The 18610-nt window shown below is 71.6% G+C and carries 17 protein-coding genes; 11 read left to right on the top strand and 6 right to left on the bottom strand.

What is annotated here, in order from left to right:
* The first annotated feature begins 13 nt into the window (after positions 1-13).
* Entirely contained in the window at positions 14-292 is a 279-nt protein-coding gene (locus BX286_RS11445; protein ID WP_079426312.1) for a PspA-associated protein PspAA, read from the top strand.
* Between the two features lie 98 nt (positions 293-390).
* Here BX286_RS11445 and BX286_RS11440 read toward each other — a convergent pair whose 3' ends face one another.
* A complete protein-coding gene (locus tag BX286_RS11440) occupies positions 391-1188 on the bottom strand; it encodes a hypothetical protein (protein WP_079426310.1) in 798 nt (265 codons plus the stop codon).
* A 70-nt stretch (positions 1189-1258) separates the two neighbouring features.
* On the opposite strand from BX286_RS11440, the gene BX286_RS11435 reads away from it, so the two are divergent.
* From BX286_RS11435 to BX286_RS11425, 3 genes are all read left to right on the top strand, one after another.
* Positions 1259-2080 (top strand): adenosylcobinamide-GDP ribazoletransferase, encoded by an 822-nt coding sequence (locus tag BX286_RS11435; protein WP_079426308.1) that lies wholly within the window; start codon positions 1259-1261, stop codon positions 2078-2080.
* 33 nt (positions 2081-2113) lie between these two features.
* Entirely contained in the window at positions 2114-2833 is a 720-nt protein-coding gene (locus BX286_RS11430) for a response regulator transcription factor (RefSeq protein ID WP_079426306.1), read from the top strand.
* A gap of 156 nt (positions 2834-2989) precedes the next feature.
* Positions 2990-6118 (top strand): efflux RND transporter permease subunit, encoded by a 3129-nt coding sequence (locus BX286_RS11425; RefSeq protein ID WP_121014930.1) that lies wholly within the window; start codon positions 2990-2992, stop codon positions 6116-6118.
* A 64-nt stretch (positions 6119-6182) separates the two neighbouring features.
* Here BX286_RS11425 and nadA read toward each other — a convergent pair whose 3' ends face one another.
* Positions 6183-7370 (bottom strand): quinolinate synthase NadA, encoded by a 1188-nt coding sequence (nadA, locus tag BX286_RS11420; protein ID WP_079426302.1) that lies wholly within the window; start codon positions 7368-7370, stop codon positions 6183-6185.
* A gap of 335 nt (positions 7371-7705) precedes the next feature.
* Between nadA and BX286_RS11415 the strand changes: the two genes are divergently transcribed.
* The gene (locus tag BX286_RS11415; protein WP_030029080.1) at positions 7706-8062 is read left to right on the top strand and encodes an iron-sulfur cluster assembly accessory protein; all 357 of its coding nucleotides are present in this window, start codon (positions 7706-7708) and stop codon (positions 8060-8062) included.
* Between the two features lie 99 nt (positions 8063-8161).
* Here the strand turns inward: BX286_RS11415 and BX286_RS11410 are convergent, their stop codons facing one another.
* On the bottom strand, positions 8162-9640 hold the full coding sequence (locus tag BX286_RS11410) for a hypothetical protein (RefSeq protein ID WP_100863778.1): 1479 nt from the start codon (positions 9638-9640) through the stop codon (positions 8162-8164).
* A gap of 81 nt (positions 9641-9721) precedes the next feature.
* Entirely contained in the window at positions 9722-9937 is a 216-nt protein-coding gene (locus BX286_RS11405) for a hypothetical protein (protein ID WP_079426295.1), read from the bottom strand.
* 225 nt (positions 9938-10162) lie between these two features.
* Here BX286_RS11405 and BX286_RS11400 point away from each other — a divergent pair, with 225 nt between their 5' ends.
* On the top strand, positions 10163-10519 hold the full coding sequence (locus BX286_RS11400) for a hypothetical protein (protein ID WP_121014929.1): 357 nt from the start codon (positions 10163-10165) through the stop codon (positions 10517-10519).
* Positions 10520-10696: 177 nt separating this feature from the next.
* A complete protein-coding gene (locus tag BX286_RS11395) occupies positions 10697-11674 on the top strand; it encodes a carbohydrate kinase family protein (protein WP_079426289.1) in 978 nt (325 codons plus the stop codon).
* Between the two features lie 60 nt (positions 11675-11734).
* On the opposite strand, the gene BX286_RS11390 is transcribed toward BX286_RS11395, so the two are convergent.
* Entirely contained in the window at positions 11735-13117 is a 1383-nt protein-coding gene (locus BX286_RS11390; RefSeq protein ID WP_100863779.1) for a cysteine desulfurase/sulfurtransferase TusA family protein, read from the bottom strand.
* A gap of 349 nt (positions 13118-13466) precedes the next feature.
* On the opposite strand from BX286_RS11390, the gene coxB reads away from it, so the two are divergent.
* From coxB to BX286_RS11370, 4 genes are all read left to right on the top strand, one after another.
* The gene (gene coxB / locus BX286_RS11385; RefSeq protein ID WP_079426284.1) at positions 13467-14441 is read left to right on the top strand and encodes a cytochrome c oxidase subunit II; all 975 of its coding nucleotides are present in this window, start codon (positions 13467-13469) and stop codon (positions 14439-14441) included.
* Positions 14438-16165, top strand: coding sequence for a cytochrome c oxidase subunit I (ctaD, locus tag BX286_RS11380; protein WP_042813652.1), 1728 nt, complete (start codon positions 14438-14440; stop codon positions 16163-16165). The genes coxB and ctaD overlap by 4 nt, the downstream gene beginning before the upstream one ends.
* Entirely contained in the window at positions 16162-16560 is a 399-nt protein-coding gene (locus BX286_RS11375) for a cytochrome c oxidase subunit 4 (RefSeq protein WP_079426281.1), read from the top strand. The genes ctaD and BX286_RS11375 overlap by 4 nt, the downstream gene beginning before the upstream one ends.
* Before the next feature lie 138 nt (positions 16561-16698).
* A complete protein-coding gene (locus BX286_RS11370) occupies positions 16699-17949 on the top strand; it encodes an Ig-like domain-containing protein (protein ID WP_100863781.1) in 1251 nt (416 codons plus the stop codon).
* Between the two features lie 151 nt (positions 17950-18100).
* Here the strand turns inward: BX286_RS11370 and BX286_RS11365 are convergent, their stop codons facing one another.
* On the bottom strand, positions 18101-18505 hold the full coding sequence (locus tag BX286_RS11365; protein ID WP_079426275.1) for a hypothetical protein: 405 nt from the start codon (positions 18503-18505) through the stop codon (positions 18101-18103).
* Between the last annotated feature and the right edge of the window lie 105 nt (positions 18506-18610).

The following is an 18610-nucleotide window of genomic DNA, read 5'->3' as shown; positions in this document are numbered from 1 at the left end:
ACAGGGGCCCGTCATGATTGTCCGCATCATGGGGGAAGGCCAGCTCAAGGTGGCCGACAGCCACTTCGTCGAGCTGAACAAGCTGGACGACGAGCTCCTGGAGGAGATGGAGTCCGGCGACGAGCCGGGCTTCCGGCGCACGCTGACGGCCCTGCTGGACGCGGTGCGGCGCCTGGGCACTCCGCTGCCCGACGCCGCCCTGGAGCCCTCCGAGCTGATCCTGCCCGCCCCGGACGCGACGCTGGCGCAGGTGCGGGAGATGCTCAGCGACGACGGGCTGATCCCGGGCTGACCGCTCCCGCGCGCACCGGACGCCGTACGTCGGACACTGACACACGGATACGAGGGCCCGCCCCCCGGCAGGACGCCGCGTCGGGGCGGGCCCCCGTGTCATCCGCAGCCGTGCCCCGGACCGTCCGCGCTGCCGCCGCCGCTCCTGTGCCGCTCGCGGTCCGGATCGGACAGTCCGCTGATGAAGTTCTCGAACCTGCGGCGCGGCCGGGCCCAGCGCCGGTCGTGGTGGAAGGCCCGCAGTCCCGCCTTGGCGCGGGCGCGCGGCCGGTTGGCGTAGAACCGCTTCGCGTACGGGGAGCCGGGCCGGGCCAGCCGGATCGCGCCGATCAGCGCGACGAAGGGGATGACCGTCCCGAAGACCGCCGTCCGCGGTTTGCCCTTCCACAGGGCGATCAGCGCCAGGAAGAAGTTGGTGGCGGTGTTCATGACGACGAGCCCGCGGCTGTGGCGCTCCCCGGGCGACAGCTCGTTGACCCCGAAGGGCAGGAACCCGCCCAGGACCAGGGCGACCACCGCGGCCGTCAGGACGACGAGCTCCACGCTCTTGCGGCCCTGCTCGCTCCAGTAGACGTCGTCCAGGTGCAGGATCAGCGCGAACTCGTCCAGCACCAGCCCGGCGCCCAGTCCGAAGAGCACGGCCGACAGGCCCGCGCCGAAGCTGTGGCCGCCGCTGCCCACCGCCCCGAACCCGCCGATGATCACCAGGACCACGCCGGGCACCACGTGGTGGACGTGCAGGCCGCCCGGGGTGATGTTCTTGAAGGGGCCCCGTCCCGCCCGGATCAGCCGCGTGATCACACGCGTGACCAGGAACGACAGGACGAACGACAACAACGCGAGCAGCAGCGGGAGCTTGCCCGGCTCGACGATGTTGCGCACCCACCAGTGACCCACGACACCCGCTCCCGATATGACACGTAATGAGCAATTTACCGCTCACCGTAAGCGGGTAGCGTTCGCGCCGATGACAGATTCGACCGACGATCGACCGCCGCTCCCGCCCGAGGAGCGCGCCACCCTGACCGACGGGATCCGCTTCGCCTTCGGCACGCTGACCGTCCTGCCCGCCCGCATCACCCGCTGGGACCGGCCCGCGGCCCGCACCGGCATGGCCTGCGCCCCGCTCGCCGGCCTCGCCGTCGGCCTCCTCGCCACCGTACCCGGCGTCCTCCTGCTGGTCCTCGGCGGCGGCCCCCTGCTCGCCGCCGCCGTCACCACCGCCGTCCCGGCCGTCCTGACCCGCGGGCTCCACCTGGACGGCCTGGCCGACACCGCCGACGGCCTCGGCAGCGCCAAGCCCGCCGAGGACGCCCTGCGGATCATGAAGCAGTCCGACATCGGCCCCTTCGGCGTCATCTCCCTGCTCTTCGTCCTCCTGATCCAGGTCGCCGCCCTCGAACACGCGTACGCCGGCTCGTGGGCCCGGGGCGCGCTCGCCGCCGCGACCGCGGCCGTCACCGCCCGGCTCGCGATGACCCTGGCCTCCCGCCGGGGCGTCCCCGCCGCCCGGCCCGAGGGGCTGGGGGCGGCGGTCGCGGGCGTGGTCCCGCACCGGACGGCGGCCGGGGCGTCCGCCCTGGTCCTGGCCGCCGCCGCCCTGGCCGCCCTCCCGGCCGGCCTGCCCGCCGCCGCACAGCACGCGGCGGCCGTCCTCGCCGGCCTGCTCGCCGCCGAACTCCTGCTGCGCCGCTGCGTGCACCGCTTCGACGGGGTCACCGGCGACGTCTTCGGCGCCCTCTGCGAAACCGCCGCCACCGCCGTCCTGGTCGTCCTCGCCCTGGGCTGACCGGCCGCCACGGCGCCCGCGTACGCTTTCGGGGTGGATCAGACCCAGGCTCAGGAGCGGGGCGCGGACCCCATCAAGGTGCTGCTCGCCGACGACCAGGCGCTGCTGCGCAGCGCGTTCAAGGTGCTGGTCGACTCCGAGCCCGACATGCGGGTCGTCGGGGAGGCCTCCGACGGGGCCCAGGCCTACGCCCTCGCCCGCGAGGCGGGGGCGGACGTGGTCCTCATGGACATCCGCATGCCCGGCACCGACGGGCTCGCCGCCACCCGCATGATCAGCGAGGACCCGCAGTGCTCGGGGGTCCGGGTCGTCATGCTGACCACCTTCGAGGTGGACGAGTACGTGGTCCAGGCCCTGCGCGCCGGAGCCTCCGGCTTCCTCGGCAAGGGCGCCGAGCCCGACGAACTCCTCAACGCCATCCGCCTCGCGGCGGCGGGCGAGGCCCTGCTCTCCCCGGCCGCCACCAAGGGCCTGATCGCCAGCTTCCTCGCCCAGGGCGGCCGCGCCGACGCCCCCGCCGCCGGTTCGGCCCACGCCGAACGGCTCGCCGCGCTGACCGGCCGCGAGCGCGAAGTCCTCGTCCTGGTCGCCGCGGGCCTGTCCAACGACGGCATCGCCGCCCGCCTGGAGGTCAGCCCGCTGACCGTCAAGACGCACGTCAACCGGGCCATGGCCAAGCTCGGCGCCCGGGACCGGGCGCAACTGGTGGTCGTCGCGTACGAATCGGGCCTCGTCCGCCCGCGCGCCGACTGAGACGGGCGACGGCGCGCCGGTCCCGCAGTAGGACGGCGTACTGCGGGCGCGGTATGCCGCGCATAAGGACGGGACCTGGGGCCGACGCAGCCGCGGTCCGGCGTGGGTGAGGCTGGAGGACCCTCGCCCACGTCACAGCAGAGAGAACCCACGCCCATGTCCTGGCTGTCCCGCTTCAGCCTGTCCCAAAGAGCCCTGATCGGCCTCGTGTCGATCGTCGCGCTGCTCTTCGGTGCCATAGCCGTCCCGCAGCTCAAGCAGCAGCTGCTGCCGTCCATCGAACTGCCGATGGTCTCCGTGCTCGCGCCGTACCAGGGCGCCTCGCCCGACGTGGTCGAGAAGCAGGTCGTCGAGCCCATCGAGAACACCCTCAAGGGCGTCGACGGCATCACCGGCATCACCTCCACCGCCAGCGAGGGCAACGCCCTCATCCGCGCCACCTTCGACTACGGCGACAGCGGCACCAAGCAGCTTGTCGCCGACGTCCAGCAGGCCGTCAACCGGGCCCGCGTCCGGCTGCCCGCCGAGGTGGACCCGCAGGTGGTGGCCGGCTCCACCGACGACATCCCGACCGTCGTCCTCGCCGTCACCTCCGACAAGGACCAGCAGGCGCTCGCCGACCAGCTGAACCGTTCCGTCGTCCCCGTCCTGGAGGACCTCGACGGCGTCGGCCGGGTCAGCGTCGAAGGAGTCCGCGACCTCCAGGTCACCATCACCCCCGACAACGCCAAGCTCGCCGCCGCCGGACTCGACGGCGCCGCCCTCGCCGAGGGCCTGAAGGCGGGCGGCGCGGCCGTCCCCGCCGGCTCCTTCGACGAGCAGGGCAAGAACCGCACCGTCCGCGTCGGCTCCGGCTACACCTCCCTCGCCCAGCTGGAAGACCTCCGGCTGACCGCGGGCCCGGGCAAGCCGGCCGTGCGCCTCGGCGACGTGGCCGCCGTCAGGCAGGAGCCGGCCGCGGCCGACTCCATCACCCGCACCAACGGCAAGCCCAGCCTCGCCGTCGTCCTCACCATGGACAAGGACGGCAGCGCCGTCGCCATCTCCGACGCCGTGAAGGACAAGCTGCCCGAGCTGCGCTCCCAGCTCGGCTCCGGCGCCGCGCTGACCGTCGTCAGCGACCAGGGCCCGGCCGTGGCCCGCTCCATCTCCGGCCTCACCACCGAGGGCCTGCTCGGCCTGGCCTTCGCCGTGATCGTGATCCTGGTCTTCCTGGCCTCGATCCGCTCGACGCTGGTCACCGCGGTGTCCATCCCGCTGTCCGTGGTCCTCGCCCTGATCGTGCTGTGGACCCGCGACCTGTCGCTCAACATGCTGACGCTGGGCGCGCTCACCATCGCCATCGGCCGCGTCGTCGACGACTCGATCGTGGTCCTGGAGAACATCAAGCGCCACCTCGGCTACGGCGAGGAGCGCGAGGCCGCGATCACCGCCGCCGTCAAGGAGGTGGCCGGCGCGGTCACCTCCTCCACCCTCACCACCGTCGCCGTCTTCCTGCCGATCGGCCTGGTCGGCGGCATGATCGGCGAGCTCTTCGGCTCCTTCTCGCTCACCGTCACCGCCGCCCTGCTGGCCTCGCTGCTGGTTTCCCTGACGGTGGTCCCGGTCCTCTCGTACTGGTTCCTGCGCGCCCCCAAGGGCGTCTCGTCGGCGGACGCCGAAAGCCGCGCGAAGGCCCGCCGCGAGGCCGAGGAGAAGGAGGCGAACAGCCGCCTCCAGCGCCTCTACGTGCGGGTCCTGGGCTTCGCCACCCGGCGCCGCCTGACCAGCATCGCGATCGCGGCCGTGGTCCTGGTCGCCACCTTCGGGATGACCCCGCTGCTGAAGACCAACTTCTTCGACCAGGGCGAGCAGGACGTCCTGACGGTCAAGCAGGAACTGCCCGCCGGTACCTCCCTGGCCGCCTCCGACGAGGCGAGCCGCAAGGTGGAGCGGGCCCTGGCCTCCGTCGACGGGGTCAAGGACTACCAGGTCACCGTCGGCTCCTCCGGCTTCCTCGCGGCCTTCGGCGGCGGTACGGGCACCAACCAGGCCTCCTACCAGGTCACGCTGGACGACGCCGGGCACTCCGAGGACGTCAAGCAGCGCATCCAGGACGCCCTCGGCAAGCTCCAGGGCATCGGCGACACCTCCGTCTCGGCGGGCGGCGGCTTCGGCAGCCAGAACCTGAGCGTGGTCGTCAAGGCCGGCGACGGCGCCGTCCTCGCCAAGGCCGCCGAGCAGGTCCGCGCCGAGGTGGCCACCCTCAAGGACGTCACCGACGTCCAGAGCGACCTCGCCCAGTCCGTGCCCCGGATCTCGGTGACCGCCACCCCGAAGACCGCCGAGGCCGGCCTCAACCAGGCCGCGCTGGGCGCGATCGTCGCCCAGGCCGTCCGCGGCAACCCGGCGGGCAAGGCCGTACTGGACGACACCGAGCGCGACATCGTCATCCGCTCCGCCCACCCGGCCACCACCCTGGCCGAACTCCGGGACCTGCCCGTCGGCCCCGCCAGGCTCGGCGACATCGCCGAGGTCAAGGAGGTCCCCGGCCCGGTCGCGATGACCCGGATCGACGGCGCCCGCGCCGCCACCATCACCGCCAAGCCGGTCGGCGACAACACCGGCGCGGTGAGCGCCGCCCTGCAGACCAAGCTCAAGGCGCTGGACCTCCCCGAAGGGGCCACGGCCTCCATCGGCGGCGTCTCCCAGGACCAGGACGAGGCCTTCGGCTCGCTGGGGCTGGCCATGCTCGCGGCCGTCGCGATCGTCTTCATGCTGCTGGTCGCGACCTTCCGCTCGCTGGTCCAGCCGCTGATCCTGCTGGTCTCCATCCCCTTCGCCGCCACCGGCGCCCTCGGCCTGCTCATCGTCACCGGCACCCCCATGGGCGTCCCCGCGATGATCGGCATGCTGATGCTCATCGGCATCGTGGTCACCAACGCCATCGTCCTGATCGACCTCGTCAACCAGTACCGGGCCCAGGGCCTCGGCGTGGTCGAGGCGGTCGTCGAGGGCGGCCGGCACCGTCTGCGCCCCATCCTGATGACGGCCCTGGCGACGATCTTCGCCCTGCTCCCGATGGCGCTGGGCGTCACCGGTGAGGGCGGCTTCATCTCGCAGCCGCTCGCGGTGGTCGTCATCGGCGGCCTGGTCAGCTCCACCCTGCTGACGCTGCTGCTCGTCCCGACCCTGTACACGGCGATCGAGCTGCGCAAGGAACGCCGCCGCGAGCGCCGCTCGGCCAGGCGGGAGGCGAAGCTGACGGTGGTCCCGTCGGTGGACGAGGACCGGGTCAAGGTCTGACCCCGTGAACGCCGAAGGGGCGCCCCCTCACCGGGGGGCGCCCCTTCGTGCGTGTCCGGGCCGCCTACGGGAGGGCGAGCATGCGCTCCAGCGCGAGCTTGGCGAAGCTCTCGGTCTCCTTGTCGACCTGGATCCGGTTGACGAGGTTGCCCTCGGCCAGGGACTCCAGGGTCCACACCAGGTGGGGGAGGTCGATGCGGTTCATCGTCGAGCAGAAGCAGACCGTCTTGTCGAGGAAGACGACTTCCTTGTCCTCGGCGGCGAATCGGTTCGCCAGCCGCTTGACGAGGTTCAGCTCGGTGCCGATGGCCCACTTGGAGCCGGCCGGGGCCGCCTCCAGCGCCTTGATGATGTACTCCGTCGAGCCGACGTAGTCCGCGGCGGCGACGACCTCGTGCTTGCACTCGGGGTGCACCAGCACGTTGACGCCCGGGATCCGCTCGCGCACGTCGTTGACCGAGTCCAGGCTGAACCGGCCGTGGACCGAGCAGTGCCCGCGCCACAGGATCATCTTCGCGCCGCGCAGCTGCTCGGCGGTCAGCCCGCCGTTCGGCTTGTGCGGGTTGTAGAGCACGCAGTCGTCCAGGGACATGCCCATGTCGCGGACCGCGGTGTTGCGGCCCAGGTGCTGGTCGGGGAGGAAGAGCACCTTCTCGCCCTGCTCGAAGGCCCACTCCAGGGCCTTCTTCGCGTTGGACGAGGTACAGATCGTGCCGCCGTGCTTGCCGGTGAAGGCCTTGATGTCGGCGGAGGAGTTCATGTACGAGACGGGCACGGTGCTGCCGGCGATCCCGGCCTCGGTGAGCACGTCCCAGCACTCGGCGACCTGCTCGGCGGTGGCCATGTCGGCCATCGAGCAGCCGGCCGCGAGGTCGGGCAGGACGACCTTCTGGTCGTCGGAGGTCAGGATGTCCGCGGACTCGGCCATGAAGTGCACGCCGCAGAAGACGATGTACTCGGCCTCCGGCTTGGCGGCCGCGTCGCGGGCGAGCTTGAAGGAGTCGCCGGTGACGTCGGCGAACTCGATGACCTCGTCACGCTGGTAGTGGTGCCCCAGGATGAAGACCTTGTCCCCGAGCTTCTCCTTGGCCGCGCGGGCGCGGGCCACCAGGTCCGGGTCCGACGGCGAGGGCAGGTCGCCGGGGCACTCCACGCCGCGCTCGCTCTTGGGGTCGGACTCGCGGCCGAGCAGCAGCAGGGCAAGGGGCGTCGGCTGGACGTCCAAGGGCTGGGCGGTGGTCACGACACGCACCCTTTCTGTTCTGCGACTAGGTGCCTTCCGAAGAGGGCTTCCGAAGGCGTCACTTCGACTTCTCGTCTATATGACGCTATCTATCATAGCCGCTTCACGTCACTTTGACGATGGCGATAGTGTCGATGTGACGCATTCGCCCGCTCCGGAGCGGCACACTCCACCGGCCCTCCGCAAGGGGTCCACCGCTCCCCACGGGTGTGCGAGCATGAATATCTGAAACAAGGCGCCGGACCCGGAATGAAACCGCGGTCCCGCTGGTTGCCACCGACGGCAAGAGTCCGACGTTTCCCCAGCCTCAGGCGGGGAGCCGCCCACTTCGGGAGTGAATGCAGATGTCCGTACAGGACGACAAGACCACTGTGAGCGACGGCATCCTCCTGTCCGACGCCGCCGCCGAGAAGGTCCGCACCCTGCTCGAGCAGGAAGGCCGCGATGACCTGGCGCTGCGCGTCGCCGTCCAGCCCGGCGGCTGCTCCGGCCTGCGCTACCAGCTCTTCTTCGACGAGCGCTCCCTCGACGGCGACGTCGTCAAGGACTTCGACGGCGTCAAGGTCGTCACCGACCGCATGAGCGCCCCCTACCTGGGCGGCGCCTCCATCGACTTCGTCGACACCATCGAGAAGCAGGGCTTCACGATCGACAACCCGAACGCCACCGGCTCCTGCGCCTGCGGCGACTCCTTCAGCTAAACCCGGCTGAACGCGCACGACGAGGGCCCGGGCCCCGGTCGATCCGACCGGGCCCGGGCCCTCGCCCGTTCCGTTCCGTTCCCCTGCCGCAGGGCCCGCCTACTGGCGGGGCAGCGTCTTGCCCGTCGTCGCGTCGACCACCTTGCGCTCGCCCAGCGGCTGCTGGAGCTGCGCCGTGACGGACATCTCCTTCGCCAGCATGATGCAGGCCTGGCCGGGCTTGTTCGGGGTGTCCGTGATCTTCACCAGCACCGAGCCGGCCTCCTCCCGCGCCTCCAGGGCGTAGGTGCTGCACACCCCGCCCCAGAAGTTGACCGTCAGCGTCCGGTCGGCCTGCGCGTACGAGAACCCGGGAACGGTGCGGCCCTGCGGGGGCACCGGAGCGGTGGTGGCGCCGTCCTCCTCGGCCGCGGGCTGGACCACCGTGCGGCCCGGCTTGCCGTCCGCGCCGGCCACCTCGAACAGCCAGGCCGGCACGAGGCCCCGCCCGCCGTCGACCGAGCCCCCGACCAGCCCGAGCACCGCCCCCTTGACGCTCTCCGTCTTCGGCGGCTTCATCGGGCGCGGCTCCGGGTTGCAGGGGAGGGTGTCCGTGGCCCCCGTCGCGGTGTCCGGGGTCAGCGGCACCGAGGTCGCACAGCCGCTCGGGCCGGTGCCGGTGCCGTTCCCGGGCCTGCTCGCCGCGTTGAGCCGGTTGAGGGCCTCGGCCGCGCCGATCACGCGCTGCTCGGCCGCGCGGACCGGCGCCTTCAGCTCACCGCTGCCCGCCACCACCGCGCCGTCCGCCCCGACCGTGACCCGGCTGGACCAGCCCTGCGTGGGCAGACCGCCCACCACCGGGTCGGCCACCACCACCCGTACCGAGCCCGTCACCAGGCGGGCGTCCACCTTCGCGTCGCCCTGCCCGGCGGCCGCGAGGACCGGGGCCGCCGCTGCCTTCGCGGCCTGCTCCGAGACCGGCGTGCCCGAGCCCGTGCCCGTGTCCTGAGGCGCGGCCGGCTTCGCCCCGCCGGCCCCCTCGGGGAGCGTGGCGGGGCCGCAGGTGTCCTTCCCGCGCACGCAGTCGTCGCCCGCGCCGGTGCCCGTGCCGCCGCCCTGGAAGCGGGAGAAGCTCCAGGTGCCGGGGGCCTTGCGGGTGACGCTCAGCCGGGGCCCGGAGCCGTCGCCGGACTCCCCGGCCAGCCACTGCTCACCGCTGAGCCGGGGCGCGCCGGAGATCCCGAGGGCCTGCGCGAGCCGGGCCACCTCCTCCGCGCCGACCTCCCCGGAAGCGGCGAAGGAGGGCGCGGACGCCGGGCCCTGGGGGAGCGGCACGTCCGCCCGGTAGGTCACCCCGGCGCCGTTGGGGTCCGGTTCCCCGGGGGCGATGCCCGGCCCGGAGGGGGACCCGGCATCCCGCGGGGCGACGGCCGCGGTGTCACCCGTACGGGCGCGGCCGCCGGGGGCGTCGCCGTAGGCCGTCGACGCCCAGTAGGCCGTACCGCCGCCGGCCAGCAGGACGGCGGCCGCGATAGAGCCGATGGCCCAGGCCGGCCGCCGTCGTGTGGCGCGTGATGTATCGGGTTGTTCGCTGGTCACCGCTCGCTCCTTCGCGTGTCCCGCCGTACGTGATGCGGGTGTGACGCGCCGACCGCGAAACCGGTTCCCCTCTCTTTCCCCCTACTCTCCGTACTCCGCCGTGGCGGCGATCAGCCGGGCGGAGGCGGGCGGGACGCTGACCCCGTGGATCTGGGACGGAGCCACCCGGACCGGCCGCGGCTCCGGCGGGACCGCCCAGTGCGGGGCCATACGGGCGCAGTCGCCGAGGAGCCGGGCGAAGCCGGGGCGCGGGTCGGCGGCGTACTCGGTGTAACCGAAACCATCGGTAGAGGTCATGGGGGCACGGTAGGCACGCCACGTCGGGCGAAGGAAGTCCTACTACGGGGTAGTTTCGGCCGGTCGGCCGGGGCGCGGGGACGGGCGGTGGCGCGGGGGATGCCTCCGAACGGGTGGCGGCCCGGGACGCGCGGGGACGCGCGGCCGGGCGGATCGATTCGGCACCGCACGCCCCTTCTAGGGTCGGGCCCGCACCATCCTTGATCATCTGAGGAACGGACCCCCATGAAGCCGCGCACCACCCTGGGCGCCTGCCTCGGCGCCCTCACCCTTCTCCTGTCGATGGCCGGCCCGGCCCAGGCCGCCGAGGGCAACTTCCACTACAAGTACCTCGACGGCTACGGCCAGGAGCGGGTCGTCACGCTGCACGACCCGGAGAGCGGCCACTGCATCAACCTCCACGCCGTCGGCGACGACGACGAGCTGCCAGGCTACGGCCCGCACAACGAGACCGACACCCCGGTGACCGTCTACCTCGGCGCCGGCTGCAAGGGCGCCAGCTGGGGGCTGAAGGCCCACGGCAAGCCGGCCCGGGACGCCCTTGAGGTCCGCTCCGTCCGCTTCGGAGACCCGGCCGCCTAGCCCCCGTGCACGCGGCTGCCCCGTCCCGTCCCGCGACCACGGGACGGGGCCGCCCCGGGGCGGCGGGGCGGACATCCGGCCAGGCCGGTGCGCAGGGTTCCGGCCGATGGTGACCGCCATCGCGCGGAACGGTAACTTTGACTGTCACCCGCCGTCATCCGCAGGAGCATCCACGCCGTGCGCATCGCAGTCACCGGCTCCATCGCCACCGACCACCTCATGACCTTCCCGGGCCGCTTCGCCGACCAGTTCGTCGCCGACCAGCTCCACACGGTCTCCCTCTCCTTCCTCGTCGACAACCTCGACGTGCGGCGGGGCGGCGTCGGCCCGAACATCTGCTTCGGCATGGGCCAGCTCGGCAGCCGCCCGATCCTCGTCGGCGCGGCCGGCTCCGACTTCGACGAGTACCGCGCCTGGCTGGACCGGCACGGGGTGGACACGGCCTCCGTGCGGATCTCCGAGGTGCTGCACACCGCGCGCTTCGTGTGCACCACGGACGCCGACCACAACCAGATCGGCTCCTTCTACACGGGCGCGATGAGCGAGGCCCGCCAGATCGAGCTGAAGGCCGTCGCCGACCGGGTGGGCGGGCTGGACCTGGTCCTCATCGGCGCCGACGACCCCGAGGCGATGCTCCGTCACACGGAGGAGTGCCGCACCCGCGGGATCCCCTTCGCCGCGGACTTCTCGCAGCAGATCGCCCGCATGGACGGCGACAACATCCGCACCCTGATGGAGGGGGCGACGTACCTCTTCTCGAACGAGTACGAGAAGGGCCTCATCGAGAGCAAGTCCGGCTGGACCGACGAGGAGATCCTCGCCAAGGTCGGCACCCGCGTCACCACGCTGGGCGCCAAGGGCGTGCGGATCGAGCGGGCCGGACAGGAGCCGATCCTGGTCGGCTGCCCCGAGGAGACGGCGAAGGTCGACCCGACCGGCGTCGGCGACGCGTTCCGGGCCGGGTTCCTGACCGGGCTGGGCTGGGGCGTCGGCCTGGAGCGGGCCGCGCAGCTGGGCTGCATGCTGGCCACGCTGGTCATCGAGACCCTGGGCACCCAGGAGTACACGCTGGCCCGTGCGCACTTCATGGAGCGCTTCACGAAGGCGTACGGCGACGACGCCGCCGCCGAGGTCCGCGCCCACCTGCAGGCGTAGCCGCCGCTCCCGGGGGCGCTGCGCGGGGCCGGGAGACGGCTCCGCGCAGCGCCCCCGGGGTCAGACCGCCCGGCGGACCCGGTAGGCGACGGCCTCGCCGTGCGGGGTCTCGCCCAGGTAGTCGTGCCCCCGCAGCACGCACCACGCCGGGATGTCCAGCCGGGCCACCTCGTCGTCCGACAGCACCGTCACCGTCCCGCCGACGGGAACGGTGAGGATGGCCCGGGCCAGCTCGATCACCGGCTGCGGGCAGCGCAGCCCGAGGGCGTCGACCTCCACCGACTCCGCCACCGGCGGGGCGGAGGGCGCGGCGTCCGGGACGCCGAGCTTCGCCCGGACCTCGGCCACCGCGCGCGGCAGCACCTCCAGGAAGCCGTTGACCTCCTCGGCCGTGGTGCCCCGCGGCAGCGACACCCGTACGTTCCCCTCCGACAGCACCCCCATCGCCCGCAGCACGTGACTCGGGGTCAGCGTGGAGCTCGTGCACGAGGAGCCCGAGGAGACCGACCAGCCCGCGCGGTCCAGTTCGTGCAGCAGGGTCTCGCCGTCGACGTACAGGCAGGAGAACGTCACCAGGTGCGGCAGCCGCCGGTCCGCGTGCCCGGCCACCTCCACGTCCGGCACCAGCCGGGCCACCCGCCGCCGGATCCGGTCCACCAGCACCCTCAGCCGCGCCGCCTCCGCGTCCGCCTCGGCCCGCACCGCCCGCAGGGAGGCGGCCGCCGCCACGACGGCCGGAAGGTTGCCGAAGCCGGGGGAGCGGCCCGACTCCCGTTCGTCGGCGGGCCCTTGGGGGGCGAAGCGGACCCCCTTGCGGACGGCCAGCAGGCCGACCCCGGGCGGGCCGCCCCACTTGTGGGAACTGGCCGTCAGCACCGACCAGGCGCCCTCCACCGGGCCCCAGCCCAGCGACTGCGCCGCGTCGACCAGCAGCGGCACCCCCGCCGCCGCGCAGAGTTCGGCCACCTCCGCCACCGGCTGGACCGTGCCCACCTCGTGGTTGGCCGACTGGAGGCACGCCAGAGCCGTGGTCGAGGACAGGACGGAGCCGTACGCGTCGGGCGCGACCGCGCCGAGGCGGTCCACCGGAACCTCCGTCACCGTCCCCCCGGCGGCCGCGTGCGCCTGCGCCGCGTGGAGAACGGAGCTGTGCTCGACCGCCGACACCACCAGGTGGCCGCCGACCCGCCGGCGCCCGGCGAGCGCCCCCGCGACCCCCGCGTGAACCGCGTGCGTCCCCGAAGGAGTGAACACGAGCTCGTCGGGGCGACATCCCACCGCCTCGGCCGCGGCCTCCCGCGCCGCGTCCAGCAGCAGCCGGGCCCGCCTCCCTTCCCGGTACAGCCGGGCCGGGTCCGCCCAGCCCTCGTCCAGTGCGGCCTGCAGCGCCTGCCGGGCCACGGGGTGCAGCGGGGCGGCGGACGCGGTGTCGAAGTACGGCATCCGGCCACCGTAAGGCAGGGGCGGCGGGGGCAGGGGGGTTGAGGGGGTCCCGCCCCTCTCGGCGGGTCCCGTCCCGGGACGCCGCCCTGGTCAGGGCCGGGTTCAGGGGCCGTCAGATGCCGTCCGCAGCCCGCCGTTCAGGGCCGGACGGCCCGTCCCCCGTACGGCGGATCCATCCCTTCGGGGGCAGTAGCGGCGCGTTGGGCACCCTCCCCGCGCGGCCTCAAATAGCGTCCAGTAGGGTTTGGTCCGCATAAACATCCAAACCCCTGCCTGCGTCAGGGCCGGCGACCGACCCGAACACGGCCGCGGCCGGCCGCGCGGGCCGAGACTCTCGGGAAGGCGCTACGTGAGTCCCTACGGCTCCGACCGCTCGCCGCGGCGCCCGATGCGGCGGAAGCTGCTGCAGGCGCTGACTGCGGGCGTGGTCCTGGCGACCGCCACTGGTTGCTCGTACAACTGGAAAAGCTTCCCCCGCCTCGGTATGCCCACCCCGGTCACGGAGGAGGCGCCTCGCATCCTCTCCCTGTGGCAGGGATCCTGGGCGGCCGCTCTCATCACGGGCATCCTGGTCTGGGGCCTGATCATGTGGAGCGTCATCTTCCACCGGCGTAGCCGGACGAAGATCGAGGTCCCCGCGCAGACCCGGTACAACATGCCCATCGAGGCGCTGTACACGGTGGTCCCGCTCATCATCGTCTCGGTGCTCTTCTACTTCACCGCGCGTGATGAGTCGAAGCTCCTCACCCTCTCCGCGAAGCCGGCTCACACGATCAACGTGATCGGCTTCCAGTGGAGCTGGGGCTTCAACTACGTCGAGAACGTCGACGGCGACGCCGCTACTCCGAAGGCGGGTGTGGTTCCGAAGGAGCTCGCCTCCCTCCCGGACCGGTTCACCAAGGAATTCCCCGCGGGCGCCGAGGGCGTCTACGACAAGGGCGTCCCCGGCGACCGGAACGCGGACACCAACAACCCGGGGCCGACCCTCTACCTGCCCAAGGGCGAGAAGGTCCGCTTCATCCTGTCGTCGAACGACGTCATCCACTCCTTCTGGGTGGTGCCCTTCCTGTTCAAGCAGGACGTCATCCCCGGTCACACCAATGTCTTCGAGGTCACCCCGACCCAGGAAGGCACCTTCGTGGGCAAGTGTGCCGAGCTCTGCGGCGTCGACCACTCCCGCATGCTCTTCAACGTGAAGGTCGTCTCCCCCGCGGAGTACCAGGCCCACCTGAAGCAGCTGGCGGAGAAGGGTCAGACCGGCTTCCTGCCGGCCGGCATCAAGCAGACTGACCCCGCCCGGAATGCGGAAGTGAACAAACTGTGAGCATCCTCAACGAATCCCAGGGTGCCGCCGCCGACTCGTATGAAAACGAGCTGCCGGTACGGCGCAAGCAGCCGGGCAACGTGGTCGTCAAGTGGCTCACCACCACCGACCACAAGACCATCGGCACGATGTACCTGGTCACGTCGTTCGTGTTCTTCCTGATCGGCGGCATCCTGGCGCTCTTCATGCGCGCCGAGCTGGCCCGTCCGGGCACGCAGATCATGTCGAACGAGCAGTTCAACCAGGCGTTCACCATGCATGGCACGATCATGCTGCTGATGTTCGCGACCCCGCTGTTCGCCGGTTTCGCCAACTGGATCATGCCGCTGCAGATCGGCGCGCCCGACGTGGCGTTCCCGCGGCTGAACATGTTCGCCTACTGGCTGTACCTCTTCGGTTCGACCATCGCGGTGGCCGGCTTCGTCACCCCTTCGGGTGCGGCCGACTTCGGCTGGTTCGCCTACTCCCCGCTGTCGGACGCCGTCCGCTCGCCGGGCATCGGCGCCGACATGTGGATCATGGGTCTGGCCTTCTCCGGCTTCGGTACGATCCTCGGCTCGGTCAACTTCATCACCACGATCATCTGCATGCGCGCTCCGGGCATGACGATGTTCCGCATGCCGATCTTCACCTGGAACGTGCTGCTGACCGGTGTCCTGGTCCTGCTGGCCTTCCCGGTCCTGGCCGCCGCGCTCTTCGCGCTGGAGGCCGACCGCAAGTTCGGTGCGCACGTGTTCGACGCGGCCAACGGCGGCGCCTTGCTGTGGCAACACCTCTTCTGGTTCTTCGGACACCCAGAGGTGTACATCATCGCGCTACCGTTCTTCGGCATCGTCTCCGAGATCATCCCGGTCTTCTCCCGCAAGCCGATGTTCGGCTACATCGGCCTGATCGCCGCGACGATCGCGATCGCCGGCCTCTCGGTGACCGTGTGGGCCCACCACATGTACGTCACCGGCGGTGTGCTGCTGCCGTTCTTCTCCTTCATGACCTTCCTGATCGCGGTCCCGACCGGTGTGAAGTTCTTCAACTGGATCGGCACCATGTGGAAGGGCTCGCTGTCCTTCGAGACCCCGATGCTCTGGACGATCGGCTTCCTGGTCACCTTCACCTTCGGTGGTCTGACCGGCGTCATCCTGGCCTCGCCCCCGATGGACTTCCACGTCTCCGACTCGTACTTCGTCGTCGCGCACTTCCACTACGTCGTCTTCGGCACCGTGGTGTTCGCGATGTTCGCCGGCTTCCACTTCTGGTGGCCGAAGTTCACGGGCAAGATGCTGGACGAGCGCCTCGGCAAGATCACCTTCTGGACGCTGTTCATCGGCTTCCACGGCACGTTCCTGGTCCAGCACTGGCTGGGTGCCGAGGGCATGCCGCGCCGCTACGCGGACTACCTCGCCGCCGACGGCTTCACCACGCTGAACACGATCTCGACGATCAGCTCCTTCGTCCTCGGCCTCTCCTTCCTGCCGTTCATGTACAACGTCTGGAAGACCGCCAAGTACGGCAAGAAGATCGAGGTCGACGACCCGTGGGGCTACGGCCGTTCGCTCGAGTGGGCGACCTCCTGCCCGCCGCCGCGGCACAACTTCCTCACCCTGCCGCGCATCCGCAGTGAATCGCCGGCGTTCGACCTGCACCACCCGGAGATCGCGGCCCTCGACCACCTCGAGGACCACGCCCCGGCGAAGGCCGTCACCGGTGGCAAGGAGGCCGGCAAGTGAAGATCCAGGGCAAGATGTTCCTCTGGCTCTCCGTCTTCATCCTGGTCATGACCGTCGTCTACGGCGTCTGGTCCAAGGAGCCGGTCGGAACCACCGCTCTCGCGCTGGCCTTCGGCCTGAGCGCCATGATCGGCTACTACCTGGCCTTCACGGCCCGGCGCGTGGACGAGATGGCCCAGGACAACCTGGAGGCCGACGTCGCCGACGAGGCGGGCGAGCTGGGGTTCTTCTCCCCGCACAGCTGGCAGCCGCTCTCGCTGGGCATCGGCGGCGCGCTCGCGTTCATGGGCGTCATCTTCGGCTGGTGGCTCATGTACTTCTCGGCCCCGATCATCCTGATCGGCCTGTGGGGCTGGGTGTACGAGTACTACCGCGGTGAGAACCAGAACCAGTAGGCGGTAGCCGTACCAGCCCTGCAGGGGCGGTACAGAAGCAGTGCAGAGGGGCCCGGACACCTTTTCGGAGGAGTCCGGGCCCCTCGTTTGCAGTCACCCCGCGCGACGTAATAGTCATATGTTCATAGCGTTGTGCGCATGAAGCACTCACCGCGTCTTTGGACGGTACTCGGCTGCTCCCTGCTGGTCGCGTCCCTCGGTGCCGGCGCCACCGCATGCGGGGGGTCCGCAGACAACCCGCTGTCCGCCCGCCCGTACGACGCGGGCGACCAGGTGGCCTTCAACCAGCCACCCGGCAGCGGCCGCGCCGCCGACCCCGACAAACCCCTCGAGGTCACCGCCAAGGGCACGAAGTCCCGTATCACCGACGTGACGGCCGTGGACACCCACGGACGCCGCCTGGCGGGCGAACTCTCCGCCAAGGGGGACCGCTGGCACAGCACCTCTCCCATGGCCGCCGGCGTCCACTACACGGTCACGGTGAGCACGGAGGACCAGCACGGGGCCCCCGGGCAGCGCACGCTCGCCTTCGACACCACCCCGGCCAAGAAGGTCCTCAAGGTCGAATTCGGCCCGGACGAGGGCAAATACGGGGTCGGACAGCCCATCACGGCCGAACTCAGCGAACCCGTCAAGGACAAGGCCGCCCGCGCCCTCGTCGAACGGGGCCTGGTCATCGACACCCCGGAACCCGTCGAGGGCGCCTGGCACTGGGTCGACGACAAGAACCTGCACTTCCGCCCCAAGGAGTACTGGCCCGCCCACTCCTGGGTCTCCGTACGGAGCAACCTGGAGGGCGTCAAGATCGAGGACGACCTCCACGGATCCGCGTCCAAGCCCCTCAAGCTGGAGATCGGCGACCGCGTGGAGGTCACCACCGACGCCGCCGCGCACACCCTCACGTTCGAGCGCAACGGAGAAGTGATCAACACCATTCCGGTGACCACCGGAAAGCCCGGCTTCTCCACCCGCAACGGGGTCAAGGTGGTGCTGGGCAAGCAGTACTTCGTCCAGATGCGCGGGGACACCGTCGGCATCGGCGGCAGCGAGTACTACAACCTGCCCGTCTACTACGCCACCCGCGTGACCTGGAGCGGCGAGTACGTGCACGCCGCGCCCTGGTCGGTCGGCTCCCAGGGCTACGAGAACGTCAGCCACGGGTGCACCGGCATGAGCACGGGCAACGCCGCCTGGTTCTACGAGAACATCACCGAGGGCGACGTCGTCCGGGTGATCAACAGCATCGGCGAGGACATGGAGCCCTTCGGCAACGGCTTCGGCGACTGGAACCTGGACTGGAAGGAGTGGCGCGAGGGCAGCTACCTCCTCAAGGGCACCCAGGAGGGCCGCAGCCCCGTCGACCAGGCCCGCCTGCGCCCCACGGTCTGACCGGGGCCGGCCCCGCCCCCGGGGCCGTCCGCACCGGCTCCGGGCGGGCGTGCGCCTTCGCTGGCGCGGCCCCTGCGGCCCCTGCGGCCCGGCCGGCCGAGCCGGCTCCCCGCCGGCCGGGCCGGGCCTCCAGACGGGCCCGAGGGGCCGCTCAGGCCGCGTTGGGGGCCAGCCGGGCGCGCAGCAGAGCCGCCAGGGCCTCGGGGAACTCCACCGGGTCCACCGGGAGGGTGACGGCCGCGTCGGCGCGGCTCCACGTGGCCAGCCAGGCGTCCTGGGGGCGCCCCATCAGCAGCAGCACCGGGGGACACCGGAAGATCTCGTCCTTGATCTGCCGGCACACACCCATGCCCCCGGCCGGAACCGCCTCGCCGTCCAGCACGCACACGTCGATGCCGCCGGCGTCCAGTTCCTTGAGGACGGCTGGAAGAGTGGCACACTCCAGGAACTCCACCGGCGGCAGGTCCGCGGCCGGCCTGCGCCCGGCCGCCAGCCGCACCTGCTCCCGGGTGCCCGCGTCGTCGCTGTAGACCAGAACCCGCGCAGTCGCCCGCATTTCGTTCCTCCACGTGTCCGTGAATCACGCTGATGATGCGCGGGATGCTACTCCGTCCGACCCCCTGTCAACATCGGTTCCGGCAGCCTGGCAGGAGAGGCCGCG

It is taken from the genome of Streptomyces sp. 3211.6 (genome assembly GCF_003634815.1).
GTDB classification, from domain to species: Bacteria; Actinomycetota; Actinomycetes; order Streptomycetales; family Streptomycetaceae; genus Streptomyces; species Streptomyces katrae_A.
This window is presented reverse-complemented; position numbering and strand designations above follow the sequence as displayed.

Bases quoted from the DNA above. Each gene is read 5' to 3' on its own strand.
- BX286_RS11445 (WP_079426312.1), top strand. From the start codon at position 14: ATGATTGTCCGCATCATGGGGGAAGGCCAGCTCAAGGTGGCCGACAGC.
- BX286_RS11435 (WP_079426308.1), top strand. From the start codon at position 1,259: ATGACAGATTCGACCGACGATCGACCGCCGCTCCCGCCCGAGGAGCGC.
- BX286_RS11425 (WP_121014930.1), top strand. From the start codon at position 2,990: ATGTCCTGGCTGTCCCGCTTCAGCCTGTCCCAAAGAGCCCTGATCGGC.
- BX286_RS11415 (WP_030029080.1), top strand. From the start codon at position 7,706: ATGTCCGTACAGGACGACAAGACCACTGTGAGCGACGGCATCCTCCTG.
- BX286_RS11405 (WP_079426295.1), bottom strand. From the start codon at position 9,937: ATGACCTCTACCGATGGTTTCGGTTACACCGAGTACGCCGCCGACCCG.
- BX286_RS11400 (WP_121014929.1), top strand. From the start codon at position 10,163: ATGAAGCCGCGCACCACCCTGGGCGCCTGCCTCGGCGCCCTCACCCTT.
- BX286_RS11390 (WP_100863779.1), bottom strand. From the start codon at position 13,117: ATGCCGTACTTCGACACCGCGTCCGCCGCCCCGCTGCACCCCGTGGCC.
- BX286_RS11370 (WP_100863781.1), top strand. From the start codon at position 16,699: ATGAAGCACTCACCGCGTCTTTGGACGGTACTCGGCTGCTCCCTGCTG.
- BX286_RS11365 (WP_079426275.1), bottom strand. From the start codon at position 18,505: ATGCGGGCGACTGCGCGGGTTCTGGTCTACAGCGACGACGCGGGCACC.